18 protein-coding genes are annotated in these 21,931 nt (G+C 71.0%); 9 read left to right on the forward strand and 9 right to left on the reverse strand.

The window, feature by feature from the left end; genetic code table 11:
• Positions 1-64 precede the first annotated feature (64 nt).
• Genes F6W97_RS12535 through F6W97_RS12545 form a run of 3 tightly spaced genes read left to right on the forward strand, consistent with a single transcriptional unit; the run spans position 65 to position 4,715 of the window.
• Positions 65-1,210 carry a class I SAM-dependent methyltransferase gene (locus F6W97_RS12535; RefSeq protein WP_155370441.1) on the forward strand — a complete coding sequence of 382 codons (1,146 nt, stop codon included), beginning with the start codon at positions 65-67 and terminating at the stop codon, positions 1,208-1,210.
• A 48-nt stretch (positions 1,211-1,258) separates the two neighbouring features.
• Positions 1,259-4,225 carry an EAL domain-containing protein gene (locus F6W97_RS12540; RefSeq protein WP_155370442.1) on the forward strand — a complete coding sequence of 989 codons (2,967 nt, stop codon included), beginning with the start codon at positions 1,259-1,261 and terminating at the stop codon, positions 4,223-4,225.
• A gap of 10 nt (positions 4,226-4,235) precedes the next feature.
• The gene (locus F6W97_RS12545) at positions 4,236-4,715 is read left to right on the forward strand and encodes a type II toxin-antitoxin system PemK/MazF family toxin (RefSeq protein WP_155370443.1); all 480 of its coding nucleotides are present in this window, start codon (positions 4,236-4,238) and stop codon (positions 4,713-4,715) included.
• 114 nt (positions 4,716-4,829) lie between these two features.
• Here the strand turns inward: F6W97_RS12545 and F6W97_RS12550 are convergent, their stop codons facing one another.
• The 3 genes from F6W97_RS12550 to F6W97_RS12560 all read right to left on the reverse strand — a co-directional run bounded on the left by F6W97_RS12550 (position 4,830) and on the right by F6W97_RS12560 (position 7,130).
• On the reverse strand, positions 4,830-5,855 hold the full coding sequence (locus tag F6W97_RS12550; protein WP_155370444.1) for an adenosine deaminase: 1,026 nt from the start codon (positions 5,853-5,855) through the stop codon (positions 4,830-4,832).
• A 26-nt stretch (positions 5,856-5,881) separates the two neighbouring features.
• Entirely contained in the window at positions 5,882-6,682 is an 801-nt protein-coding gene (locus tag F6W97_RS12555) for a trans-aconitate 2-methyltransferase (protein WP_155370445.1), read from the reverse strand.
• 244 nt (positions 6,683-6,926) lie between these two features.
• On the reverse strand, positions 6,927-7,130 hold the full coding sequence (locus F6W97_RS12560; RefSeq protein WP_120320032.1) for a cold-shock protein: 204 nt from the start codon (positions 7,128-7,130) through the stop codon (positions 6,927-6,929).
• Positions 7,131-7,470: 340 nt separating this feature from the next.
• Here F6W97_RS12560 and F6W97_RS12565 point away from each other — a divergent pair, with 340 nt between their 5' ends.
• The 3 genes from F6W97_RS12565 to F6W97_RS12575 all read left to right on the forward strand — a co-directional run bounded on the left by F6W97_RS12565 (position 7,471) and on the right by F6W97_RS12575 (position 10,884).
• The gene (locus tag F6W97_RS12565) at positions 7,471-8,817 is read left to right on the forward strand and encodes an ABC transporter substrate-binding protein (protein ID WP_155370446.1); all 1,347 of its coding nucleotides are present in this window, start codon (positions 7,471-7,473) and stop codon (positions 8,815-8,817) included.
• A 91-nt stretch (positions 8,818-8,908) separates the two neighbouring features.
• On the forward strand, positions 8,909-9,928 hold the full coding sequence (locus tag F6W97_RS12570; protein ID WP_155370447.1) for a carbohydrate ABC transporter permease: 1,020 nt from the start codon (positions 8,909-8,911) through the stop codon (positions 9,926-9,928).
• Positions 9,925-10,884, forward strand: a complete 960-nt coding sequence (locus F6W97_RS12575) for a carbohydrate ABC transporter permease (protein WP_155370448.1) — start codon at positions 9,925-9,927, stop codon at positions 10,882-10,884. The genes F6W97_RS12570 and F6W97_RS12575 overlap by 4 nt, the downstream gene beginning before the upstream one ends.
• Positions 10,885-10,952: 68 nt before the next feature.
• On the opposite strand, the gene F6W97_RS12580 is transcribed toward F6W97_RS12575, so the two are convergent.
• Entirely contained in the window at positions 10,953-11,705 is a 753-nt protein-coding gene (locus F6W97_RS12580; protein ID WP_230686621.1) for an SDR family NAD(P)-dependent oxidoreductase, read from the reverse strand.
• Positions 11,706-11,986: 281 nt separating this feature from the next.
• Between F6W97_RS12580 and F6W97_RS12585 the strand changes: the two genes are divergently transcribed.
• Positions 11,987-12,580, forward strand: a complete 594-nt coding sequence (locus tag F6W97_RS12585; RefSeq protein ID WP_230686622.1) for a GNAT family N-acetyltransferase — start codon at positions 11,987-11,989, stop codon at positions 12,578-12,580.
• Positions 12,581-13,313: 733 nt separating this feature from the next.
• The gene (locus F6W97_RS12590; RefSeq protein ID WP_155370450.1) at positions 13,314-14,663 is read left to right on the forward strand and encodes a GH1 family beta-glucosidase; all 1,350 of its coding nucleotides are present in this window, start codon (positions 13,314-13,316) and stop codon (positions 14,661-14,663) included.
• Between the two features lie 93 nt (positions 14,664-14,756).
• Here F6W97_RS12590 and F6W97_RS12595 read toward each other — a convergent pair whose 3' ends face one another.
• The 3 genes from F6W97_RS12595 to F6W97_RS12605 all read right to left on the reverse strand — a co-directional run bounded on the left by F6W97_RS12595 (position 14,757) and on the right by F6W97_RS12605 (position 17,761).
• The gene (locus F6W97_RS12595) at positions 14,757-16,139 is read right to left on the reverse strand and encodes a serine/threonine-protein kinase (protein ID WP_155370451.1); all 1,383 of its coding nucleotides are present in this window, start codon (positions 16,137-16,139) and stop codon (positions 14,757-14,759) included.
• Positions 16,140-16,249: 110 nt separating this feature from the next.
• Positions 16,250-17,161, reverse strand: a complete 912-nt coding sequence (locus tag F6W97_RS12600; protein WP_230686647.1) for a Gfo/Idh/MocA family protein — start codon at positions 17,159-17,161, stop codon at positions 16,250-16,252.
• A 72-nt stretch (positions 17,162-17,233) separates the two neighbouring features.
• The gene (locus F6W97_RS12605; RefSeq protein WP_155370453.1) at positions 17,234-17,761 is read right to left on the reverse strand and encodes a hypothetical protein; all 528 of its coding nucleotides are present in this window, start codon (positions 17,759-17,761) and stop codon (positions 17,234-17,236) included.
• 308 nt (positions 17,762-18,069) lie between these two features.
• Here F6W97_RS12605 and F6W97_RS12610 point away from each other — a divergent pair, with 308 nt between their 5' ends.
• The gene (locus F6W97_RS12610; protein WP_155370454.1) at positions 18,070-19,224 is read left to right on the forward strand and encodes a lytic polysaccharide monooxygenase auxiliary activity family 9 protein; all 1,155 of its coding nucleotides are present in this window, start codon (positions 18,070-18,072) and stop codon (positions 19,222-19,224) included.
• A 55-nt stretch (positions 19,225-19,279) separates the two neighbouring features.
• Here F6W97_RS12610 and F6W97_RS12615 read toward each other — a convergent pair whose 3' ends face one another.
• The gene (locus F6W97_RS12615; RefSeq protein ID WP_155370455.1) at positions 19,280-19,897 is read right to left on the reverse strand and encodes a hypothetical protein; all 618 of its coding nucleotides are present in this window, start codon (positions 19,895-19,897) and stop codon (positions 19,280-19,282) included.
• A gap of 126 nt (positions 19,898-20,023) precedes the next feature.
• Positions 20,024-21,550 (reverse strand): cation:proton antiporter, encoded by a 1,527-nt coding sequence (locus F6W97_RS12620; protein WP_196279105.1) that lies wholly within the window; start codon positions 21,548-21,550, stop codon positions 20,024-20,026.
• Between the last annotated feature and the right edge of the window lie 381 nt (positions 21,551-21,931).

The raw sequence follows: 21,931 nt of genomic DNA on the forward strand, positions 1-21,931 counted from the left end.
CCGGCCGCCCGCGGTTCATCCGGATGCTCTTTCACACCGGCTTCGACGGCGTTAGATTGGCGCCATGGCGAGCGCTGACCTGGCAAGGACCCTCGATCGTCGCTATCAGACCTACTTCGCCGACCGTGCTGCGGTGCCGTTCGCGGTCCGCAACGGCGACGGCGCGCCACCCCGTGTCCTGGGTTCCGGCGACCCGGCCTTCACCATCGTGGTCAGCGACCCGCGCGGCGCGAAAGCCCTCGCCGGGCTCGACCAGTTCCAGATCGGCGTGGCCTACCTGCGCGGCTGGCTCGACATCGAGGGCGACCTGATGGCCGCGCTCAAGGTCCGCGGCATGTTCCACGACCGGCACCCGATCGCGTGGCTGGCCCGGTTCGCCCCGGCGCTGCGGCTGGGCGGCGCCGAGCACGACCGGCGCTCGATCTCGTCGCACTACGACAACGAGTCCGAGTTCTTCCTGACCTTCATGGACTCCCGGCACCGCTGCTACACCCAGGGCGTGTTCGAACGCGACGACGAGCCGCTGGAAGACGCGATGACCCGCAAGATGGAGCTGGCGCTCGACTCCCTGAAGGTCTCCCCCGGCGACCACATCCTGGAGGTCGGCGGCGGCTGGGGCGCGTTCGCCGAGTTCGCCGCCCGGCGCGGGGTGCACGTCACCACGCTGACCCTGGCCGAGGAGTCCGAGCGGTACCTGTCCGACCTGTTCACCCGCGAGCAGCTGCCGGCCACCGTGGTACGCCAGCACCTGCTGCGCTACGAGTCGCCGCGGCGCTACGACGCGATCGTCAACATGGGCGTCACCGAGCATCTGCCCAACTACGGCGCGAGCCTGCGGAAGTACGCCGAACTGGTCAAACCGGGCGGACATGTGTACCTGGACGCGCTGGCGATGCGGGCCAAGCACCAGGTGTCCACGTTCATGAGCCGTTACATCTACCCGGGCAAGTCGTCGCCGCTGGTGCTGCACTCCTACCTGCGCCACGTGGCGCGCTCGCCGTTCGAGCTGGTCAGCGTCGACGACGACCGGCACAACTACCACCTGACCTGCGCGGAGTGGGCGCGGCGGCTCGACGCGGCCCGCGAGGAGGTCGTCCGCCGCTGGGGCGACCCGCTGTACCGGCGGTTCCGGCTGTTCCTCTGGGGCTCGGCGGCCAGCTTCGACACCGGCCTCGTGCAGGCGTACCGGTGGGTGCTGCGGCGGCCCTGACGGACCGTTTCGCCCGGTGATGCCCGCTCTGCGCGGTACCGTCTGAAGGTGTCACCAGACCTCACGCTCGGGGTCCTGTCCCCGTTCCTCGGGGGCTGGTACTACGGCGGCGTCCTGGCGGGGATCGCGCGCGCCGCGGCGGAGGCGGGCGCGGGGATCATCGCGATCCAGACCCTGGACGCGGGCACCGAGCACATCGAGGTCACCGAGGCTCCTGAGCTGTCGTACCCGGTCGCGTGGCAGCACGTGTCCGGTTTCGTGGTGGTGCTGCAGGCGGTGACGCACCGGTACCTGCACTCGATCGAGCAGACCGGCAAGCCGCTCGTGTCGGTCAGCCACGCGCTGCACGACCTGCCCTACCCGGTGGTGATGCCGGACAACACGACCGGCGTCACCGAGGCGGTGGACCACCTCGTCGCCCACGGGCACCGCCGGATCGCCTTCGCCGGACGACTGGAGACCGGCGACATCCGCGAGCGGTACGAGGCGTACCGCGAGGCGCTGGCCGTGCACGGGATCGAGGCCGACCCGACCCTGCTGTTCTCCGCGCCGACCAACCAGGTCGACGGTGGCGAGCACGCCGCCGAGCGCATGCTGGCCGCAGGGGTGCCCTCGACCGCGGTCATCGCGGGCACCGACGAGAACGCGACCGGCATCATGCACACGCTGGCCGCCGCGGGCCTGCGGCTGCCCGCCGACCAGGCCGTGATCGGCTTCGACGACCTGCGCTCCAGCGCGTACCTGATCCCGCGCCTGACCACGGTGCGCCAGCCGACGGAACTGGTCGGACGGACGGCCGCCACGACCCTGCTCGGCATGATCCGCGGCGACCCCGAACCGCCGGCGCGCATCCTCGTGCCCACCTCGCTCATCGTCCGCGAGTCCTGCGGGTGCAGCGGCGACGTGGCGTTCCACGCCGACATCGAGCCGCCCAGGCCGCACCGCCGCCTGGCCGACCTCATCGCCACCACCGTCGCGCCGGTGCACGGCTCGCTGTCCTCGGCCGACGCGGCCGACGTCGTGCACGCCGCCGAGACCGTGGCCCGCGCCGTCGAGGCCGAGGCGGTCGCGCGGCGGCCCGGCTGCGAGGAGGTGCGGCTGGCGCTGGAACTGCTGCTGCGGCTGTCCGGCGGGCGGCCGGAGGCGCTGTACGAGATCGCGCAGCTGATCCGCGACTACGGCCAGCCCGCCAACGGGGTGCTGCTCATCCTCATGGAGATGCGCGGCCGGACCCTGTTCCGGGACAGCTCGCTGCTGCGCGAGACGCTGACCGCGCAGTACGAGGTCGGCATGGAACTGCTGCGCGGGCACCGCGAGCCGGCCAGGCTGGAGTGGATGCGCCGCACCTGGGTCCGCGGCGGCTGCGTCGGGCTGTGGGCCGGCGGCCTGCCGCCCTCGCTGGCCGACGCCGCCCTGGAGATCACCGGCATGTTCCTGCCGGGCGAACCGCCGACGCCGGAGCCGTCGGTGGCGGTCAGCGCGTTCCCGCCGCTCCGGCTGCGGGAGCTGGCCGACCCGGTGGCCAACCTCATCGTGTTCGTGGTGCCGGTCAAGGGCGGGGCCAGCGACTGGGGCTTCCTCGCCGTGGTCGACTCCGTGTCCACCGGCGGCGCGACCGGGCGCGAGCCGTTCAACCAGTGGGCCGCGCTGCTCGCGGTGGCACTGGACCGGCAGGCGCTGCTCAAGGAGTCGCTGCGGCAGAAGGAGCAGCTGCGTATCGCGGCCCTCTACGACGAGCTGACCGGCCTGCCCAACCGGTCGCTGTTCCTGGACCGGCTGCGCCAGGCGATCCGCCAGTCGCGGCGGCGCAGCGGGCGTCCGTTCGGGGTGCTGTTCCTGGACCTGGACGGGTTCAAGGTGGTCAACGACAGCCTCGGCCACTCCGCCGGGGACCGGCTGCTCAAGCAGGTCGCCAAGCGGATCAGGTCCACCCTGCGCGAGTCGGACACCGTGGCCCGCTTCGGCGGCGACGAGTTCCTGGTGCTGCTCGACGACGTGACCGCGCCGCACACCCCCGCCCAGGTAGCCGAGCGGCTGCACGGGGTGCTCGCGCAACCGTTCCAGCTGCACGGCCAGGACGTCGTGGTCACCGCCAGCATCGGCATCACCATGAGCAGCCGCCGCTACAGCAACGCCGAGGACCTGCTGCGCGACGCCGACATCGCGATGTACTCGGCGAAGTCGGCGCACAAGGGCCGCCACGCCGTCTTCGACGTGGCGATGCACGCCAAGGCGGTGACCCGGCTGCAGGTCGAGACCGAGCTGCGCCAGGGGCTCGACAACGGCGAGTTCGAGGTGCACTACCAGCCGATCGTGGCGCTGCGCTCCGGCCGGACCAAGGGGTTCGAGGCGCTGATCCGCTGGCGGCACCCGCTGCGCGGGCTGCTGTCGCCGGCCGCGTTCATGCCGGTCGCCGAGGAGACCGGCCTGATCATCCCGATCGGCAGCTGGGTCGTCGACGAGTGCTGCCGCCAGCTGGCCGCCTGGTACGCCGCCGGCGTCGCCACGCCCGGCCTGTCCGTCGCGGTCAACGTGTCCAACCGGCAGTTCTGGAGCGGCAACGTCATCGACGACATCACCGGCGCGCTCGACCGGCACCGGCCCCCGGCGGGCAGCCTCGCCGTCGAGATCACCGAGGGCGTGGTGATGGAGAACGTCGCCCCGGCCCGCGACATCCTGCACACCCTGCACGACCTCGGCTGCCAGCTGCACATCGACGACTTCGGCACCGGATACTCCTCATTGGAGGCGCTGCACCGGCTGCCCATCGACGCCCTGAAGATCGACCGGTCGTTCGTCTGGCAGATCGACACCGACCGGCGCAGCGGCGAGCTGGTGCGCACCATCGTCCTGATGGGACGCAACCTCGGCCTGGACCTCATCGCCGAGGGCATCGAGACGCCCGAGCAGCGCGACTTCCTCATCCGGCTGGGCTGCGGGTACGGCCAGGGCTTCCTGTTCTCCCGACCGGTGCCCGCCGACGTGGCCTGCACGCTGCTCGGCGAGCCCACCTAGACTGCCGATCATGTGGCTGTTGCTGACCCTGTTCTCGGTCGCCGTGCTGGCGCTCGCCATCTGGTGGCGGTGGCGCAAGACGTCGCGCCCGGCCGCCCGCCCCGCGGGCAGACGCCCCGCCGGCAAGCGCCCGCCCGGCCGGCCCACCGCCCCGAAGAAGACGCCGACCCCGGCCGGCGGGCCGCAGCCCGGGGAGATCTGGTGGGCCGACGTGCCCTACGAGGACGGCCCCGGGTCGAAGGTCCGCCCGTGTGTGGTGCTGCGGGCCAAGGGCAGCGCGTACGAGATCCTGAAGATCACCAGCCAGGACCAGAGCCACCGCAGCGACCACATCGAGATCGCGACGAAGTCGTGGGACGCCGACGCCGACCACAACAGCTTCCTGGACCTCAGCGACCCGATCACCATCACCACGGACGCCTTCGCCAACCGCGCCGGCGCCCTGGACACCCCCACCTGGCGCAAGGTCAAAGCCCTCCACAAGGCCTGACCCGCCCGCGCCCCGCATCCGATTTTCTTAGACGTCGGCCTATCCGATCGAGTTTGATCTTCGAATTCTCGATCAGATAGGCCAGCGTCTATCAGAAGCGGGGACCGTGCGCGGTCAGGCCGTGGCGGTGTAGGTGTCGATTTCGGCGAGCAGGGTGGATTTGACCTGGTCGGGGGCGAAGGAGTGGCGTACGCCCTGGCGGGCCAGCTCGGCCACGCCGGCGTTGTCGAGGTCGAGCAGGCGGGCGGCGACCTCGTACTCGTTGTTGAGCGTGGTGCCGAACATCGGCGGGTCGTCGGAGTTGATGCTGACCGGCACGCCTGCGGCCACGATCGCGGCGAGCGGGTGCTCGGACAGGTCGGCCACCGCCCGGGTACGCAGGTTCGAGGTGGGGCACACCTCCAGCGGGATCGCATGCTCGGCGAGGTACGCCAGCAGCTGCGGGTCCTGGGCTGCGAAGATGCCGTGGCCGATGCGCTCGGCGCCGAGTTCGCGGATCGCGTCCCAGACGGTCTGCGCGCCGGTGGTCTCCCCCGCGTGCGGGACGCTGTGCAGCCCGGCCGCGCGGGCAGCGTCGAAGTACGGCTTGAACTGCGGCCGGGGCACGCCGATCTCGGGTCCGCCGAGGCCGAAGCTGATCAGGCCGTCCGGGCGCTGGTCGAGCGCGATGCGCAGGGTCTGCTCGGCAGAGGCCAGGCCGGCCTCGCCCGGGATGTCGAACACCCACCGCAGCACCAGGCCCAGTTCCTTCTCCGCCTCGCGTCGCGCGTCCTCGATGGCCTCGCAGAACGCCTCGGCCGGGATGCCGCGGTTGACGCTGGAGTACGGCGTCACGGTCAGCTCGGCGTAGCGCACCTGCTGCGCGGCGAGGTCCTGGGCCACACCGTAGGTCAGCGTGCGCACGTCCTCGGCGTCGCGGATCAGGTCGACGACGCTGAGGTAGACCTCGATGAAGTGCCTGAAGTCGGTGAAGGTGAAGTACTCGGCGAGCAGCGCGGGGTCGGCCGGCACCGGGCTGCGGCCCTCGTGCCGGGCGGCCAGCTCGGCCACGATGCGAGGGGAGGCCGAACCGACGTGGTGCACGTGCAGTTCGGCCTTGGGCAGTCCGGCCACGAAGCTCGCAAGATCGTCCTTAGCCATGCCGGCACTTTACCTTCCGGGCCCGGTCACGGGGTCTCGGCGGTCCGGCGGCCGACGGCGAAGACGCGCCGGAACGGGAAGTCGACCACGTCCCCGTCCGCCGGGTACGCGTCGGCCAGCGCCGGCTCCAGGTCCGCGCAGTACGCCTCCCAGGCGCCCGGCGTCGCGGCGAGCGCCGCGCGCACCGGACGCAGCGCGGTGCCGGTGAGCCAGGTCAGCACGGGATGCGGGCCGCCGGTCACGGGCAGTTGGTGCACGTACGTGGTCTCCCAGGTGTCGGCCGTGCACCCGCCGGCACGCAGCAGCCGCGCGTACTCCTGCGGCCCCGGCACCGACCGGGTCTGCTCGCCGATCTCGCCGAGCAGCGCGGACCAGCGTGATGTGAGACACAGCTCACGCAGCGCCCGGTGTGCCGGATTGTCGTGATTGCCCGGAACCTGCAGGGCCAGCCATGAGCCGGGGCGCAGTGCCCGCGCCCACCGGCCGACCAGCTCCTCCTGGCCGGGCACCCACTGCAGCACCGCGTTCGTGACGATCACATCGACCTCCGGCCCCGGCAGGTAGTCGCGCACGTCTCCGACGCGGTAGGCCACCGGACCCGGGCCGCCCTGGTCGGCCAGCGCCTTGTCGATCATCTCGACCGACGAGTCCACGCCGCTCACCTGGGCCCCGGGCCAGCGCGCGGCCAGCGTGGCGGTGAGGTTGCCCGGCCCGCAGCCCAGGTCGACGACCTGGCGGGGCTGCTCGGCGAGTACCCGGGCGAGCAGGTCCTGGAACGGGCGGCCGCGCTCGTCCGCGAAGCGCAGGTAGGTCTCGGGGTTCCACATGGCGGCCTCCATTACAAACCGTACGTACGTCTTGTTTTGAAAGATAGCGCGGCCCCTCTCGTCTCGCAACCCGGTCCCGGGACAGCATCGAGCCCCGCATACAGGGCATGATGCGGGGCTCGATGGGCTTCGTCCGGCGGCCGTAGGCCACCTGGAACGACAAACGGGCCGGTGTACACCGGCCCGTAAGGGTCAGACGAGCGCCGCCGGAGCACCAGGCCCCGGTGGCGTCACCTTGGGAAGATCAGAGCGGGCGGACCGCGTCGGCCTGCGGGCCCTTGGCGCCCTGGACGATCTCGAACTCGACGCGCTGGTTCTCCTCGAGGCTGCGGAAGCCGCTGGCCTGGATCGCGGAGAAGTGCACGAAGACGTCAGCGCCACCACCGTCGACGGAGATGAAGCCGAAGCCCTTGTCGGCGTTGAACCACTTAACGGTTCCCTGAGCCATTTTCACCATTTCCTTGCACAAACTGAACCGCGCCGCACACCTCGTGCGGGGGCTGGCCACTGAGTAGCGGCAACCGGCGGTCCTCACTTCTCAGGGAGGGCAACGCGAGCAGACCACGTACATCAAAAACCGAGTGCCAGTGTAGCCCACAACACGAGGCCGTGGGGAACCCGGATGATCGTCATTACAGGTTCCGGGGTGGTTTCCGAATCGTTACCAACCTTACTGTTGTCAGCGCTGGACAGTTCGAGACCGAAAGCGCTTGCATGGCTTGCGTCACCTTGCGGTAGTCCGGTTCCAGGGGGCTGCGCTCCGACAAGCTCTACGAGGAGGAAACTCCATGGCATCCAACAGACAGCGGCGTCTGCTCGCCTTCTCCGGTGCGGTCGTTCTGGCTCTCACCGTCGCGGCATGCGGCGGGAAGTCCGACCCCACCTCCGAGGGCAAGCTCGACACCCCCGAGTGCGCCGCCTACAAGGACTACACGGGCATCTCCGGCGAGACCGTCACCATCTACTCCCCCATCCGCGACGCTGAGGCGGGGCTGCTGGAGGACGCCTGGAAGAAGTTCGCCGACTGCACCGGCGTGAAGATCGAGTACGAGGGCAGTGGCGAGTTCGAGGCGCAGCTGAAGGTCCGCGTGGAAGGCGGCGACGCACCTGACCTCGCCTTCATCCCGCAGCCGGGCCTGCTGGAGTTCTTCGCCAAGGGCGGCAAGCTCAAGGCCGCCGGCGAGAAGACCAAGGCCATGGCCACGCAGAACTTCTCCCCCGACTGGCTGAAGTACGGCACCGTCAACGGCACCCTGTACGGCGCCCCGCTGGGCGCCAACGTGAAGTCGTTCGTGTGGTACTCCCCGTCCCTGTTCAAGGAGAAGGGCTGGACCGTCCCGGGGACCTGGGACGAGATGATCGCGCTCAGCGAGAAGATGGTGACCGCGGGCATCAAGCCGTGGTGCGCGGGCATCGGCTCGCAGGACGCGACCGGCTGGCCGGCCACCGACTGGATCGAGGACGTGCTGCTGCGCGAGCAGGGCCCGGACGTGTACGACCAGTGGGTCACGCACGCGATCCCGTTCAACGACCCGCGGATCGTCTCGGCGACCGACCGGGTGGGCTCGATCCTGAAGAACGAGAAGTACGTCAACGGCGGCCTCGGCGGCGTGAAGTCCATCGCCACCACCACCTTCCAGGACGGCGGCCTGCCGGTCGTCCAGAAGAAGTGCGGCATGCACCGCCAGGCGTCCTTCTACGCCAACCAGTGGCCCAAGGGCACCAAGGTGGCCGAGGACGGCGACGCGTTCGCCTTCTACCTGCCGGCGATCGACCCGGCCAAGGGCAAGCCGGTGCTGGGCGGCGGCGAGTTCGTCGGCGCGTTCACCGACACCCCGGCCGTGCAGGCGGTGCAGACCTACCTGGCCAGCCCCGACTTCGCCAACAGCCGGGCCAAGCTGAACAACTGGATCTCCGCCAACAAGGGCCTGGACGTGGCGAACGTGTCCAACCCGATCGACAAGGTGGCGGTCGGCATCCTGCAGGACAGCGGCGCGGTGTTCCGCTTCGACGGCTCGGACCTGATGCCCGCCGCCGTCGGCGCGAACTCCTTCTGGAAGGGCATGACCAACTGGATCAACGGCACCGACACCAAGGCCACCCTCGACTTCATCGAGGGCACCTGGCCCAAGTGAGCCACTAGTTGATCTTTCTACGCCGTGTGGGTCCCGGTCCGGGGTCCACACGGCGTAGTCTTCCTCCCGTCCGGTCCCCGAGGAGACACGCGTGAACTTCGACTTCACCGCCGAAGCCCCGAAGTTGATGATGCTGCTGTACGGCGTCATCGCCTTCGCCGCTGTGGTGGGCCTGTTGCTGCTGGTGCTGGACGTGCTGCCGGCACGCAAGGACCGGTGGATCGCGCTGGGGCTGCTCGCGCCGGCCGGTCTGCTGCTGGTGGTGGGCCTGATCGTGCCGGCCGTCCGCACGATGGTCCTGGCCTTCATGAACGCCGACTCCAGCGAGTTCGTGGGCCTGGAGAACTTCCGCTGGATCTTCACCGACAAGAACTCCGGCATGCTGCCCGATTTCAGCGGCGACACCGTGCAGTACGGCGTACTACTGAGCACCCTGCTCTGGGTGCTGCTGGTGCCCACCGCCTCCACCGCCGTCGGCCTGGTCTACGCCGTGATGGTGGACCGCTCCCGGTTCGAGTCGTTCGCCAAGTCGCTGGTCTTCATGCCGATGGCCATCTCGTTCGTCGGCGCGGGCATCATCTGGAAGTTCGTCTACGAGTACCGCCAGGAGGGCGCCGACCAGATCGGCCTGCTGAACCAGCTGATCGTCTGGCTCGGGGGCACGCCGCAGCAGTGGCTGCTGGACGGCCCGTGGAACACGCTGTACCTGATCGTGGTGCTGGTCTGGATCCAGGCGGGCTTCGCCATGGTGGTGCTCTCCGCGGCGATCAAGGCGATCCCCGCCGACATCGTCGAGGCCGCCCGCATCGACGGCGTGACGGCATGGCAGATGTTCTGGCGCGTAACCATCCCGAGCATCCGCCCGGCCCTGGTCGTCGTGCTGGTCACCATCTCCATCGGCACCCTGAAGGTCTTCGACATCGTGCGCACCATGACCGGCGGCCAGTTCGGCACCAGCGTGGTGGCCAACGAGATGTACACGTACTCGTTCCGGGCCGACGAGAAGGGCAAGGGCGCCGCGCTGGCGGTGCTGCTGTTCCTGTTCGTCATCCCCATCGTGATTTACCAGGTCCGGCTGATGCGCCGCCGCCGGCTGGAGGGAGCCCGATGAGCACAGGCACTGAGACCATCGTCGCTGCACCCGATGCGGAGGTGCCGCCCACCGTGGGCGGGCGGGTGCGCAAGAAGCTGACCAGCCGCACCGCGAGCGCCGTCTCGCTGGTCATCGCACTGCTGTGGACCGTGCCCACGCTCGGTGTGCTGATCTCGTCGATCCGGCCGGAGGACGAGATCAAGTCCAACGGCTGGTGGAACTTCTTCTCCCACCCGCAGTTCACCCTGGAGAACTACGAGCAGGTGCTGTTCGGGTCGCGCTCCGCCTCGGGCGGGCTGGCCGGCTACTTCATCAACTCGCTGGTCATCACGATCCCGTCGGTGCTGTTCCCGCTGGCCTTCTGCGCGCTGGCCGCGTACGCGCTGGCGTGGACCCGCTTCCGGGGCCGCGACTGGGTCTACATCGGCATCTTCGCGCTGCAGATCGTTCCGCTGCAGATGGCGCTGATCCCGCTGCTGTCGTTCTTCAACTACGGCGTCTCGCTGGGCGGGGTGCAGCTGCTGCCCGCCTGGGACCTGGACGGCCCGGCGAAGTTCATCACGGTCTGGTTCGCGCACACCTGCTTCGCCCTGCCGCTGGGCATCTTCCTGCTGCACAACTTCATGGCGGAGCTGCCCGGCGACCTGGTCGAGGCGGCCCGGGTGGACGGCGCGAGCCACGCCAAGATCTTCCGCTCGGTCATCCTCCCGCTGATCGTGCCGGCGCTGGCGTCCTTCGCCATCTTCCAGTTCCTCTGGGTCTGGAACGACCTGCTGGTGGCCCTGATCTTCGCGGGCGGCCCGAAGAACGCCCCACTCACGGTGCGCCTGGCCGAACTGGCCGGAAACCGCGGCAACGAGTGGCAACGCCTCACCGCGGCCGCGTTTGTCTCGATCATCGTGCCGTTGACGGTGTTCCTGTCCCTGCAGCGCTACTTCGTCCGCGGCCTGCTCGCCGGCAGCGTCAAGGGCTGACCAAGCCGAAGGAAGGGCGCCTTCTCATCGCTGTGCGATGCAGAAGGCGCCCTTCCTCACGTCTGTGCCTAGCGGCCGAGCACCGAGCCGCCGTTGACGTTGATGATCTGGCCGGTCACGTAGCCGCCGGACGCCCCCGCCAGCCAGCACACCGCGTCCGCGATGTCCTGCGGGCGGCCTGCCCGTCCGACCAGCGTCTGCGCGACACGTGAGGCGTGCCCCTGCGGTGTCATCCGGCCGTCGAAGAACTCCGTCCCGGCGATGTACCCGGGCGAGATGACGTTGGCGGTGGCGCCGTCCGGGCCGAGCTGTGCCGCCAGGTCCATGACCCAGCCGTGCAGGGCCGCCTTGGCCGCCGAGTAGGGGCCGCCCCCGCCGCGCTGCGCCGCGATCGAGCTCAGCAGCACCACCCGGCCGCCCGGACGGCGCAGCAGCGGCAGCAGCGCCTCGGTGAGCAGCACGGCGGTGAGCACGTTGGTCTCGAAGGTGGCCCGCCACTGGTCGGCCACCGCGGTCAGCCCGTCGCCGTCCCGGCCCACGTACCCGCCCGCGTTGTTCACCAGCACGTCCACCGCCCGCCCCGCCAGCGCCGCGGCGACACGTTCGGCGCCCGCGGGCGCGCTGAGGTCGGCGGCGATCGTCGTCACCACGGCCCCGGTCGCCGCACGGACGCCCTCGGCGGCGTGTTCGAGCACGTCCGCCCGCCGTCCTATCGCGACGATGTCGTATCCCCGTTCGGCCAGCGCCAGCGCCGTGGCCGCGCCGATACCGGTGCCCGCCCCGCTGATCACCGCCAGCGGCCTGTTCCCATGATCGCTCACCCGCCGACCCTATCGCCGACACGCCCCACCCACAGCCCTCCCGCCCCCTCCCAGCCGGCCCGCCTCCGCTCGCCCGCCCTGACGCCCACCCGCCGCGTGCAGTTTCGAGGAAAGTGCAGCAATCGCGGCCGTGATTGCCGCAGTTTCCCCGGAACTGCAAATGATCACGCGCATCGGCGCGAGCCGGTGACCGTGCGGGCGCGCGGGATTCGCGGTCGGTGGGGTGGAGGTCGGCCGGAAGGGGCTCGTGCCGGGGCGGGAAGTGCGGCAGGATGCCAGACGTGAATTCTGTTCGCGTAGCTGTACCCGCTGATCTGCCGGGCCTTGCCACCACCCTGGCGGAGGCGTTCGGCGACGACCCGGTGTGGTGCTGGATGGTCCCGCCGGACGGCCGCCACGGCCGGCTGGAGCGCATCTTCGGAGCATTGCTGCGGTACGCGATCCCGCGCGGCCACGTCTACACCACCCCGGACCGGCAGGCGGTCACCATGTGGGCCCCACCGCATGAGTGGAAGCTGCCCACCCCCGCGGTCGTCCGGGCGGCCCTGCCGCTGCTGCGGGCCACCGGCACGCGGCTGCCCCGGCTGCTGGGCCGGATGGGCGAGATCGACCGCCTGCACGAGCAGCAGCCGGCCGAGCACTGGTACCTGGAGTTCATCGGCACCACGACCGCGGCGCGCGGCGCCGGGCTGGGTTCGGCACTGCTGACCGATGCGCTGGCCCGCTTCGACGCCGCCGGGCTGCCGGTCTACCTGGAGTCGTCCAATGAGCGCAATCTCAGCTTCTACCGGCGCCACGGCTTCACCGTGACCGGGAAGCCGCCCATGCGCTCCGGCCCGCCACAGTGGACGCTGTGGCGCGATCCCGCCACCTGAGCACCCTCAACCGCCCGCCGGACCCGCCCGCCGCACGCGGCCGCCTGAGCCCCGGATCCGCCTCGGACGGGGTCCGTAGGCACCCGTCCGAGGGGCCTCCGGCCGTCGGTTCGTGTCAATGTGGAAACACGCCCGACACATCGACGCGCGGCCCGTGGGAGCGCTTCCGCAGGTAGGGGCCGATTCCGCTAGCAGCCAAGGATTTCCTGGTGGTTGCCTACAGATTCTGGGGCGATGAAGGGTCTTCCCCTCCGGCTCAGATGTCGCTATCGTTCCAACAAACGTCCATGGGAACGCTTCCACGGATGTTCATCAATGTAAGAATTCGTCCCGTCGATGGCCCGCCCGGACGCCATCGCCGGCCGCTCCCAGAGGCGGTCGGTCGCCGATCTCCCTACGACCGGCGACCGACCTCCCTCCGGGTGCCGGAGAGGAGGTGAAGCTCGCGACTACGTCGCGTGCCAACGGCTCCCGCGCGTCACGCTGCCTCGTGACCCTGCCGAAAGGCAGACACAGGGCGTGAGCACCCGATGGGGGCGGGGACTGCCCTTCCCCGCTCCCATACCAAACGGCATTCTCCGCCTCAGCGCCCAGCAGCACCAGACTTGCGCCACATATGCGAAAGTCTTAACACCACATCTCCACCCGTCACCGGGATGAGGACAACTGTACCTGATCATGGGAGCGTTCCCATCCATGATCAGTCCTTATCCCAGTATTTGAGGAGCACCACATGCCAGGTCATCCGTCGCCCACCTCGATGGGGCTCCAGTTCCCCGAGGGCTTCATCTGGGGCGCCGCGACGTCGGCCTACCAGATCGAGGGTGCCGCCGCCATCGACGGCCGCGGACCGTCGGTATGGGACACGTTCGCCAAGACTCCGGGGCGCGTGCGCAACGGTGAGCACGGCGACGTCGCCGCCGACCACTACCACCGCTGGTCCACCGACCTCGACCTCATCAAGGAGCTGGGCCTGCGGTCGTACCGCTTCTCCATCTCCTGGCCCCGGGTCGTCCCCGGTGGCAGCGGCCCTGTCAACCGCAAGGGCCTGGACTTCTACCGCCGGCTGGTGGACGGCCTGCACGAGCGAGGCGTCACCCCGATGGTGACCCTCTACCACTGGGACACCCCGCAGGAGCTGCAGGACATCGGCGGCTGGGAGAACCGCGACACCGCCTACCGCTTCGCCGAGTACGCCGCAGTGCTGGCCGAGGCGCTCGGTGACAACGTGCCCAACTGGCTCACCCTCAACGAGCCGAAGACCGTCGTGCAGAACGGCTACCTGTACGGGTCGCACGCCCCCGGCAAGCGCGACGAGGCCGCGGCCTACGTGGTGGCCCACCACCAGCTGCTGGCCCACGGCCTCGCGGTGCAGGCGATGCGCCCGCATCTGGGCCCGCAGACCCGGATCGGCCCCGCGCTGAACCTGCACCCCTGTTACCCCGCCGACGACAGCCCCGAGGCCCAGCAGGCCACCGTGCTCTTCGACGGCTACGAGAACCGCCTGTACCTCGACCCCGTCCTGAAGGGCTCCTACCCGCAGGACGTGCTGGACGACCTGGCCCGGTTCTCCCCCATGCAGAAACACATCAAGGACGGCGACCTCGAGGTCATCTCGTCGCCGGTGGAACTGCTGGCCGTGCAGTACTACTGCCCGATCTACGTCGACGGCGCCGGTCAGACGGTCCAGAAACACCCCACCAGCGAGGCGTTCTGGCAGCAGATCTACCCCGAGGGCATGTACGACATCCTGACCCGCATCAAGAAGGACTACGGCGACATCGCCCTGACCATCACCGAGAACGGGCTGCCGTGCCCGGACGTGATGGGTCCCGACGGGACCGTGCAGGACACGGGCCGCATCGCCTTCCTGCGCGACCACTTCGCCGCCACGCACCGGGCCGTCACCGACGGGGTGAACCTGGAGAGCTACCACGTGTGGTCGCTGATGGACAACTTCGAGTGGCAGGAAGGCTACGACGAGCGGTGGGGCCTGGTCTACGTCGACTACGCCTCCCAGCAGCGCACCCCCAAGGCCAGTGCGCGCTGGTACAGCACCGTGATCCGCGACAACGGCCTGTAGAGCCTCCTCGGTGGTGGGAGACCCTCGCGTCCACGCCGCCGGGTGACTGGGCCGGGTGACCATACGGTCGCCCGGCCCGTAGCTTTTCCCGCCTCAGGCCTCCAGGGCTCGGGCGAGCGCGGCGATGTCCGCGTGCAGCTGCTCGCCGACCTCATAGGCCAGCGTGCCCTCGCCGACCCGCTGGTCGATCTTCACGTGGGCCGCCTGCGCCTGCGCGGCCAGCTGCGCGCCCTTCGGCCTGGCCTGGACCAGGTTGTTGACGGTGTTGCGCAGGTCGGTCGCGACGTCGACGCGCACCTTGCCGTCGCGGGCGGCGTCGTCGACCGTCTTGAGCGCGGCGTCCTGCGCCTGCTTGACGGTGAGTACGGGAACCGTCGAGGGGCCGCTGGTCGCCCCCGGCACGGACCTGCTCGGCGCAGGCCGGGTCCCGGTGGCGGCCGGCGACGCGGCGGTCGGCGTGGCGACCCCGGACGGGGCCGTCGCCGCGGACTGCGTGCCGAAGCCGGGTGTGCTCGCCGGTGGTGTGCCCACCGCCTGGCCCGGGTCGTCCGGCGACTCGCGGGTGGGCAGCGTCCAGGCCAGCACACCCAGCACCGCGACACCGGCGGCCACCGCCGCCAGCGGCAGCAGCCGCCGCGGCGAGCGCGCGAGCGCCGCCCGCAGCACCCGGGTGGCCTCGGCGGCCGTCGGACGCGCGGCGGGTTCGCGGCTCAGCGCGGACGTCACCAGCGTCGCCACGGACCGGGGCAGGTCGGGCACGTCCGGCGGCACCACCGGGCCGTGGTCGGCGGCGACGTCGTCCCAGCCGCGCACCCGGAACGGCGGACGGCCGGTGAGCATCTCGTACAGCACCACGCCCAGCGCGTACACGTCGGTGGCGGACTCGGCGGGCATGCCGTCGAGGCGTTCGGGGGCGACGTAGGCCGGGGTGCCGAAGCTGGCGCCGGTGCTGTCGTCGTCGGGCTCGCCGATGCGGGCCGCGATGCCGAAGTCGAGCACGGTGACCTGCTCGCCGTGCACCATCACGTTGTCCGGCGTGATGTCGCGGTGCACCACGCCCCGGCGGTGCGCCACCTCCAGCACGGCGGCGATGCGCGCGCCGATGCGCACCGCCTCCCGCCAGCCCAGCGCGCCCAGCGCGATCCGGTCCGCGAGCGGCTCGCCCGCGACCAGCTGGAGCACGATGACCGCGATCTCCTGACCGTCCGGGGTGCTGGTGCGCACGAAGTCGTGCACCCCGGCCACGTCCGGGTGGTTGAGGCGGGCCACCGCCCACGCCTCGCGCCGGGCCAGCTCGCGCAGCCGCTCGTCGCCGGACAGGCGCGGGTCGAGGACCTTCAGCGCGACGAGGCGGTCGAGCGTCTCGTCGCGGGCCCGCCAGATGACCGCCATGCCGCCGACGCCGATCCTGTCGATCAGTCGGTACCGCTCGACCATCAGGTCGCCGGCGCGCAGCGGGTAGGCGTACTCGGTCATGAACGGCACGTTGCTGCATGATCCGCTGTGGTGTCAACGGTTACCCGGACACGATTCCAGATCACTTGAACGATCCAGCTCCCACCTGCGCGGGAACCCCGCGGCACCGGTTACCGCACGGCGACCGCACGTCCCTCCTGTTGGGACAGTTGCGCCGCTTCCAGCACCGACACCACCTCGCGGGCGAAGCGCACGTCGCACGGATGCGCCGGGCCGCCCTCGCCCGGGTGCCGGGCCTGCGCGAGCAGCTCGTCGATCGCCCGGCCGAAGTTGGCCACCGGGTCGCCGGAGCCGCCGGGCAGGTCCAGCACCCCGGCCTCGCCGTGCAGCTGGTACTCGAACAGCAGCGCCGTCGGCGGGGCGTCCAGCGTGAGCATCAGCACGCTGACCGCGCCGCTGTCGTGGCGGGCCAGCACGTGGCTGGTGGCGTGCGCGCCGGCCAGCGAGGTCACCTCGGTCACCGGGCCCAGCACGGGCAGCAGCCGTGACAGCGCGTGCGGGCCGATGTCCCACAGCCCGCCGTGCACCTTGCGCCAGGTCGAGCCGCTGTACGGGCCGCCCTCGGCGAAGATCGAGGCGTACATGGTGACCCGGGCCGAACTCCAGCCGCCGGCGGCGGAAGCCTGCTCCAGTGCCTGCGTTACGTCCGGGTCGAAGCGGGACGTGAAGAAGACGACGCTGGCCACACCGGTGTCCGCGGCGGCGGCGACGACCCGGTCGGCGTCGGCGGTGCTCAACGCCAGCGGCTTGTCCAGCAGCAGGTGGCGGCCCGCGCGGGCGGCCCGCTCGGCGATCGGCGCCTGCACGTCGGGCGGCAGCGCCACCGCGATCGCGTCCACGTCGGCGATCAGCGCGTCGACGTCGGCGTAGGGCCGGGCGCCCAGGCGCGAGGCGAGCGCGGCGGCCTTGGCCGGGTCACGGCCCCATACGCCGACGAGCTCGGCCTCGGGGTGGGCCACCAGTGCCGCGCCCTGGGTCTGCTCCGCCCAGTAGCCCGTGCCGAACAATCCGAATCGCATGATGATCAGCCTAGTCGCCGGGCGGTCCGACGTGGTCGCGGCCCGGGGCGCACCCCACGGCGACCCGGCCCCGGCTCAGGCTTTGGCGACCTCGTCCAGGTATCGCTGCTGCAGCGCGGTCGGCAGGCTCGGATCGTGGAAGCCGCCGAACGCCCAGGCTTCGTACTGGTCGGGCAGCATCGCCTTGACCCGGTCGGGATAACCGAGACCCGCTTCGGCGATGCGCACCTTCGGCGGGTCGGCCAGCTCGACGACGACCGGGCCGGAGATGCGGGCCGCGAAGTCCCACGGCTGGCCCGGTTCCCCGGCGGCGCAGAAGAAGTAGGCGTACACCACCCGCACGTCCTCGACCCGCCTGGCGTCGGCGGGTTCCATGCCCATGGTCTCGGCGGTGCACAGCACGGTGTCCGCGGCGGCGACGTCGTGGCCGTGCTGGTGGTGCTCGGCCGGGGACGACTGCGACAGGATCACCGCGACGCGGTCGGCGAGGGTGTCCGTCAGATCCGCGGGTGCCGCCACGGCGAACAGCCCGGCCACCAGCCCCAGCGCCAGCAGCTCGGGCAGCAGCCACCAGGCGTTTCGGCGTACCGCGGTCATCGACACGGGCACATGCTCGCACCCGCGATGGCACGGCGCAACCATTGCCGACGCGGTTGATCACATGGTGGAATATCGATGCCGTGGTGCTGCGAGGGCATACGTGGAGCGCACCGCGGCCAGTGCGTGAGCCGCGCGCGACGGACCGTCCCTGACCCCTGTCCCCGGCCCACCGTGGTCGCGGCAGGGGTGATCCCGCATCCGCGGCACGGCTCGTCCCGTCCACTCCGTCTTCCCGCAGTGCGCCGCCACGGCGTACCGCCGGGATCCTCCATCGGAGCGGCGACGCGCGTCCGTGCTGGAAAGGACAGCACATGAACAAGCTGAAGGCCGCCGCTCTGGCGGCGGCCGCCACGCTCGCCGCCGGCCTCGCCCTTACGATGATCAACCCCGGCACGGCGGCGGCGCACGGCGCGCTGCTCACCCCGGGCAGCCGCACCTACCTGTGCTACCTGGACGGCAAGTCCAGCACCGGTGAGGTCAAGCCGACCAACGGCGCCTGCCAGAACGCCGCCGCCGTCGGCGGCACCCAGCCGTTCTACGACTGGTTCGGCGTGCTGCGCTCCGACGGGCAGGGCCGCACCCGCGGCTTCATCCCCGACGGCGCGCTGTGCAGCGGCGGCTTCACCAAGTACGCGGGCTTCGACGCGCCGCGCAGCGACTGGCCGCTGACCCACCTCACCACCGGCGCCAGCCACAGCTGGCGCTACAGCAACTGGGCCGCCCACCCGGGCTGGTTCTACCTGTACATCACCAAGGACGGCTACAACCCCAACCAGGCGCTCACCTGGGCGGACATGGAGGAGCAGCCGTTCCTGAGCATCGACCACCCGCCGATGTCGGGCCCGGCCCCGGACGGCTACTACTACTGGAACGGCAACCTGCCCTCGGGCAAGTCCGGCCGGCACGTCATCTACTCCGTCTGGAAGCGCTCGGACAGCCAGGAGACCTTCTACGGCTGCTCGGACGTCATCTTCGACGGCGGCAACGGCCAGGTGACCGGCATCAACAACCCGCCGACCACCCCGTCGCCGATCCCGTCCAACCCGGCGTCGCCGTCGGCTTCGCCGTCGCGGAGCGCGTCGCCGTCGCCCAGTGCCGCCTCACCGCGGCCGAGCAGCCCGGCGCCGTCGACGCCCGGACCCGCGACGCCGTCCGTCCCGCCGGGCGCGTGTTCGGCGACCTACACCCAGATCGGCACCAGCTGGAGCAACGGGTTCCAGGGGGAGATCAAGGTGACCGCGGGCGGCACCGCGATCAACGGCTGGACGGTGAAGGCCACCTGGGCCAACGGCCAGTCCGTGAACCAGAGCTGGAGCAGCACCTACACGAACGCCACCGGCTCCACCACGTTCAAGAACGTGGCCTGGAACGGCAGCCTCGGCTCCGGCGGCAGCACCACGTTCGGATTCCTGGCCAACCACAGCGGGACCAACAACCCGCCGACGTTGACCTGCACGAGTCCGTGACGTCTCGATGACCGGTGGCGCCCCCGTCCGCGGGGGTGCCACCCGGCGGCACGGGTCAGGGCCGCCCCGGTGTCCCGTACGCCTTGACGACCTCGAACGGCGTCTGCGGGAACCACTCGCTCTCCCCCGCGGGCAGGCAGTTCAGCGCGACGACGTCGCCGAGGCCGTCGCAGTGCTGTGCCGACAGCACGATGTACACGGCGAACGTGTGCGTGCCGGGGCGCAGCGGCTTGAGGGCAGGCGACGGGAAGGTCGAGAACGGCAGGCCGTCCGCGCCCACGAGAGTCTGCAGCACCTCGGGGCCCGCGGTGACGACGCGCTCCCGGTCGGTGCCGCCGTCGATCACGTACTTCGCGCTGCGGAACTTCGCGTCGAAGTCGTCGATCGGGGCGGGCAGTTCGGGGGTGTACCCGGCCGGGTAGACGGCTCCGTCGGGGCCGGCCGCCGTGGTCCACGAGTTCGCCAGCACCACCCACCGCTCGCCGGCGAGCACCTCCAGGCAGATCGGCGGGCTGACGATGCGCTCTTCGATGCCGTAGATCTGGTTGAGGTTCGCGCCCCCGGGCGTGATGCAGTCGTGCGCGGCCGGCGGAGCGGCCTGCGCGGCGCCGCCGGTCAGGGCCGTCGCCAGCGCGAGGCCGGCGAGTGCGGCGAACATTCGCCAAGGTCTCATCGAGACCGCCTTCCATGTCGAGATGGATGCATAACCGCAGGTCAAGCGGCTAGGACAGCATCACCTCAGGCAGCCCGGCGACCGGCTGGACACGCCGTCGGGCGACCCGGGAGGTCGCCGGACGGCTTAGTTGAGGGCGCTGTGCAGGTCCAGGCGGCGCAGCACGTCGTCCACGGCCTCGGGCTCGCGCTCGCGGTGTTCGAGCACCGCGGCCCGGGAGGCCGCCAGCACCTCCGACCGCACCTCGCCGAGGCGCCGGCGCTGGCGTACCCAGTCGTCGTCCTCGGCCTCCTCGTCGATCAGGATGGCGCGCTGCCACTCCCCCAGCCGGCGTGCGGTCTCCGCGCTCACCGTGCCGTCGGCCCGCAGCTGCTCCAGCCGGCGCAGCCCGGCGTCCTGGGCCAGGGCGATGACCTCCTGTTCGGCCTCCTGACGGCGCTTCGCGCCGGTGCTCAGCCCGAGCCGCTTGACGAGCCAGGGCAGCGTCACACCGGGCAGCAGCAGGGTGACCACGGCGACGACCGCCGCCACGAACACGATCTGCGAGCGGGCCGGGAAGTCGCGCGGCAGCGCCAGCGCGGTGGCGATGGTGACCACCCCGCGCATGCCCGCCCACGCCACGATCAGGGTCTCGCCCCAGCCGACCGGCACGTCCGCCGGGTCGCGCGAGCGCAGCTGCTTGACCAGCCCGCTGACGCCGAACATCCATGCGAAGCGCACCGCCACCAGGGTCACGCAGATCACGATCGCGAAGCGGGTGTACGGCCACACGCCCGCGTCGAGGTCGTCGAGCGCCTCGATGAACTCCAGCCCGATCAGCCCGAAGGTGAAGCCGGTGACCAGCTCCTCGACCACGTCCCAGAAGTTGCGCCCGGACAGCCGCCCGGCGACGTCGTCGGGGTCGGCCCGGGTGGCCCCCAGCCAGAACCCGGCCGCGAGCACCGCCAGCACCCCGCTGGCGTGCGCGGAGTCGGCGGCCAGGTAGGCGGTGTACGGAGTGAGCAGGCTCAGCCCGGCCCGCAGCTCGGCGGTGGGCAGCCGGTCGAACAGCCAGCCGAAGACGATCCCGGCGACCAGGCCGATGCCCGCGCCGACCGCGGCCGTGTAGCCGAACGACGCGACCGCGCCCCACACCGACAGCGTGCCGGTGAGCACCCCGGCCACGGCGACCTGGTAGATGGTGAGCGCGGTGACGTCGTTGAACAGCCCTTCCCCTTCGAGCAGGGTCACCGTGCGCCGGGGCAGGCCCAGCCGGCCGGCCATCGCGGAGACCGCGGCCGGGTCGGGCGGGGAGGTGATCGCGCCGAGCACGACGGCCGCGCCCAGCGGCAGGGCGGGGTGGATGCTCGCCGCGACGGCGGCGACCACGGCCGTGGTCACGAAGACCAGGGCGACGGCAAGCAGCAGGATGGGCTTCCAGCCGCGCGCGAAGCGCCGCCACGAGCTGCGCTGCACGGCGGCGTAGAGCAGCGGCGGCAGCAGCACGGGCAGGATGACTTCGGGGTGCAGCGACAGGGAGTGGCCGGGCAGCAGGCCGAGCGCGGCGCCGAACAGGGTGGCCACCACGGGCGCGGGCAGCCGCAGGCGTGCGCCGACCGGCACGCAGAGCAGGCCGAGCACCAGCAGCACGAGGATGACGGTGCGTTGGTCCATACCGCCCATTGCACGCCATGATCCGGCGTTATCCACGGCACGACACGATCAAGAGACGGCGATGGATTTCGCGAGAGTTTGTTGGTAGTCTCGCCGAAGTAACGACGGCAGCCTCGCTGCCGCGGGCAGAGAGCACCGCCCGCTCCGGTGATGATCGGGCACCGGAGCGGGCGGGCAACTGCAAGTCATGGTCGGTGCGTGCGGTCGCCTCGCGGCGAGTGGCGCGACACGGCTCCAGCCGAACGGTATTCCGTGAAGGCTTTTGTAAGTGAGGCCCGGGGACACTGTCCACGCACCGACCTCGACCACCATAGCTCCGAAAATCGCGGCCGCCGAACACCGCCGCCGTGACGATCTTCACGATGGGGCGGGAATATCACC

The organism is Catellatospora vulcania, from assembly GCF_009720385.1.
GTDB lineage: Bacteria > Actinomycetota > Actinomycetes > Mycobacteriales > Micromonosporaceae > Catellatospora > Catellatospora vulcania.

Coding starts and splice junctions, on each gene's coding strand:
- F6W97_RS12615 (WP_155370455.1), bottom strand. CDS start 19,897: ATGAGACCTTGGCGAATGTTCGCCGCACTCGCCGGCCTCGCGCTGGCG.
- F6W97_RS12595 (WP_155370451.1), bottom strand. CDS start 16,139: ATGACCGAGTACGCCTACCCGCTGCGCGCCGGCGACCTGATGGTCGAG.
- F6W97_RS12610 (WP_155370454.1), top strand. CDS start 18,070: ATGAACAAGCTGAAGGCCGCCGCTCTGGCGGCGGCCGCCACGCTCGCC.
- F6W97_RS12575 (WP_155370448.1), top strand. CDS start 9,925: ATGAGCACAGGCACTGAGACCATCGTCGCTGCACCCGATGCGGAGGTG.
- F6W97_RS12535 (WP_155370441.1), top strand. CDS start 65: ATGGCGAGCGCTGACCTGGCAAGGACCCTCGATCGTCGCTATCAGACC.
- F6W97_RS12565 (WP_155370446.1), top strand. CDS start 7,471: ATGGCATCCAACAGACAGCGGCGTCTGCTCGCCTTCTCCGGTGCGGTC.
- F6W97_RS12560 (WP_120320032.1), bottom strand. CDS start 7,130: ATGGCTCAGGGAACCGTTAAGTGGTTCAACGCCGACAAGGGCTTCGGC.
- F6W97_RS12590 (WP_155370450.1), top strand. CDS start 13,314: ATGCCAGGTCATCCGTCGCCCACCTCGATGGGGCTCCAGTTCCCCGAG.
- F6W97_RS12620 (WP_196279105.1), bottom strand. CDS start 21,550: ATGGACCAACGCACCGTCATCCTCGTGCTGCTGGTGCTCGGCCTGCTC.
- F6W97_RS12550 (WP_155370444.1), bottom strand. CDS start 5,855: ATGGCTAAGGACGATCTTGCGAGCTTCGTGGCCGGACTGCCCAAGGCC.
- F6W97_RS12555 (WP_155370445.1), bottom strand. CDS start 6,682: ATGTGGAACCCCGAGACCTACCTGCGCTTCGCGGACGAGCGCGGCCGC.
- F6W97_RS12545 (WP_155370443.1), top strand. CDS start 4,236: ATGTGGCTGTTGCTGACCCTGTTCTCGGTCGCCGTGCTGGCGCTCGCC.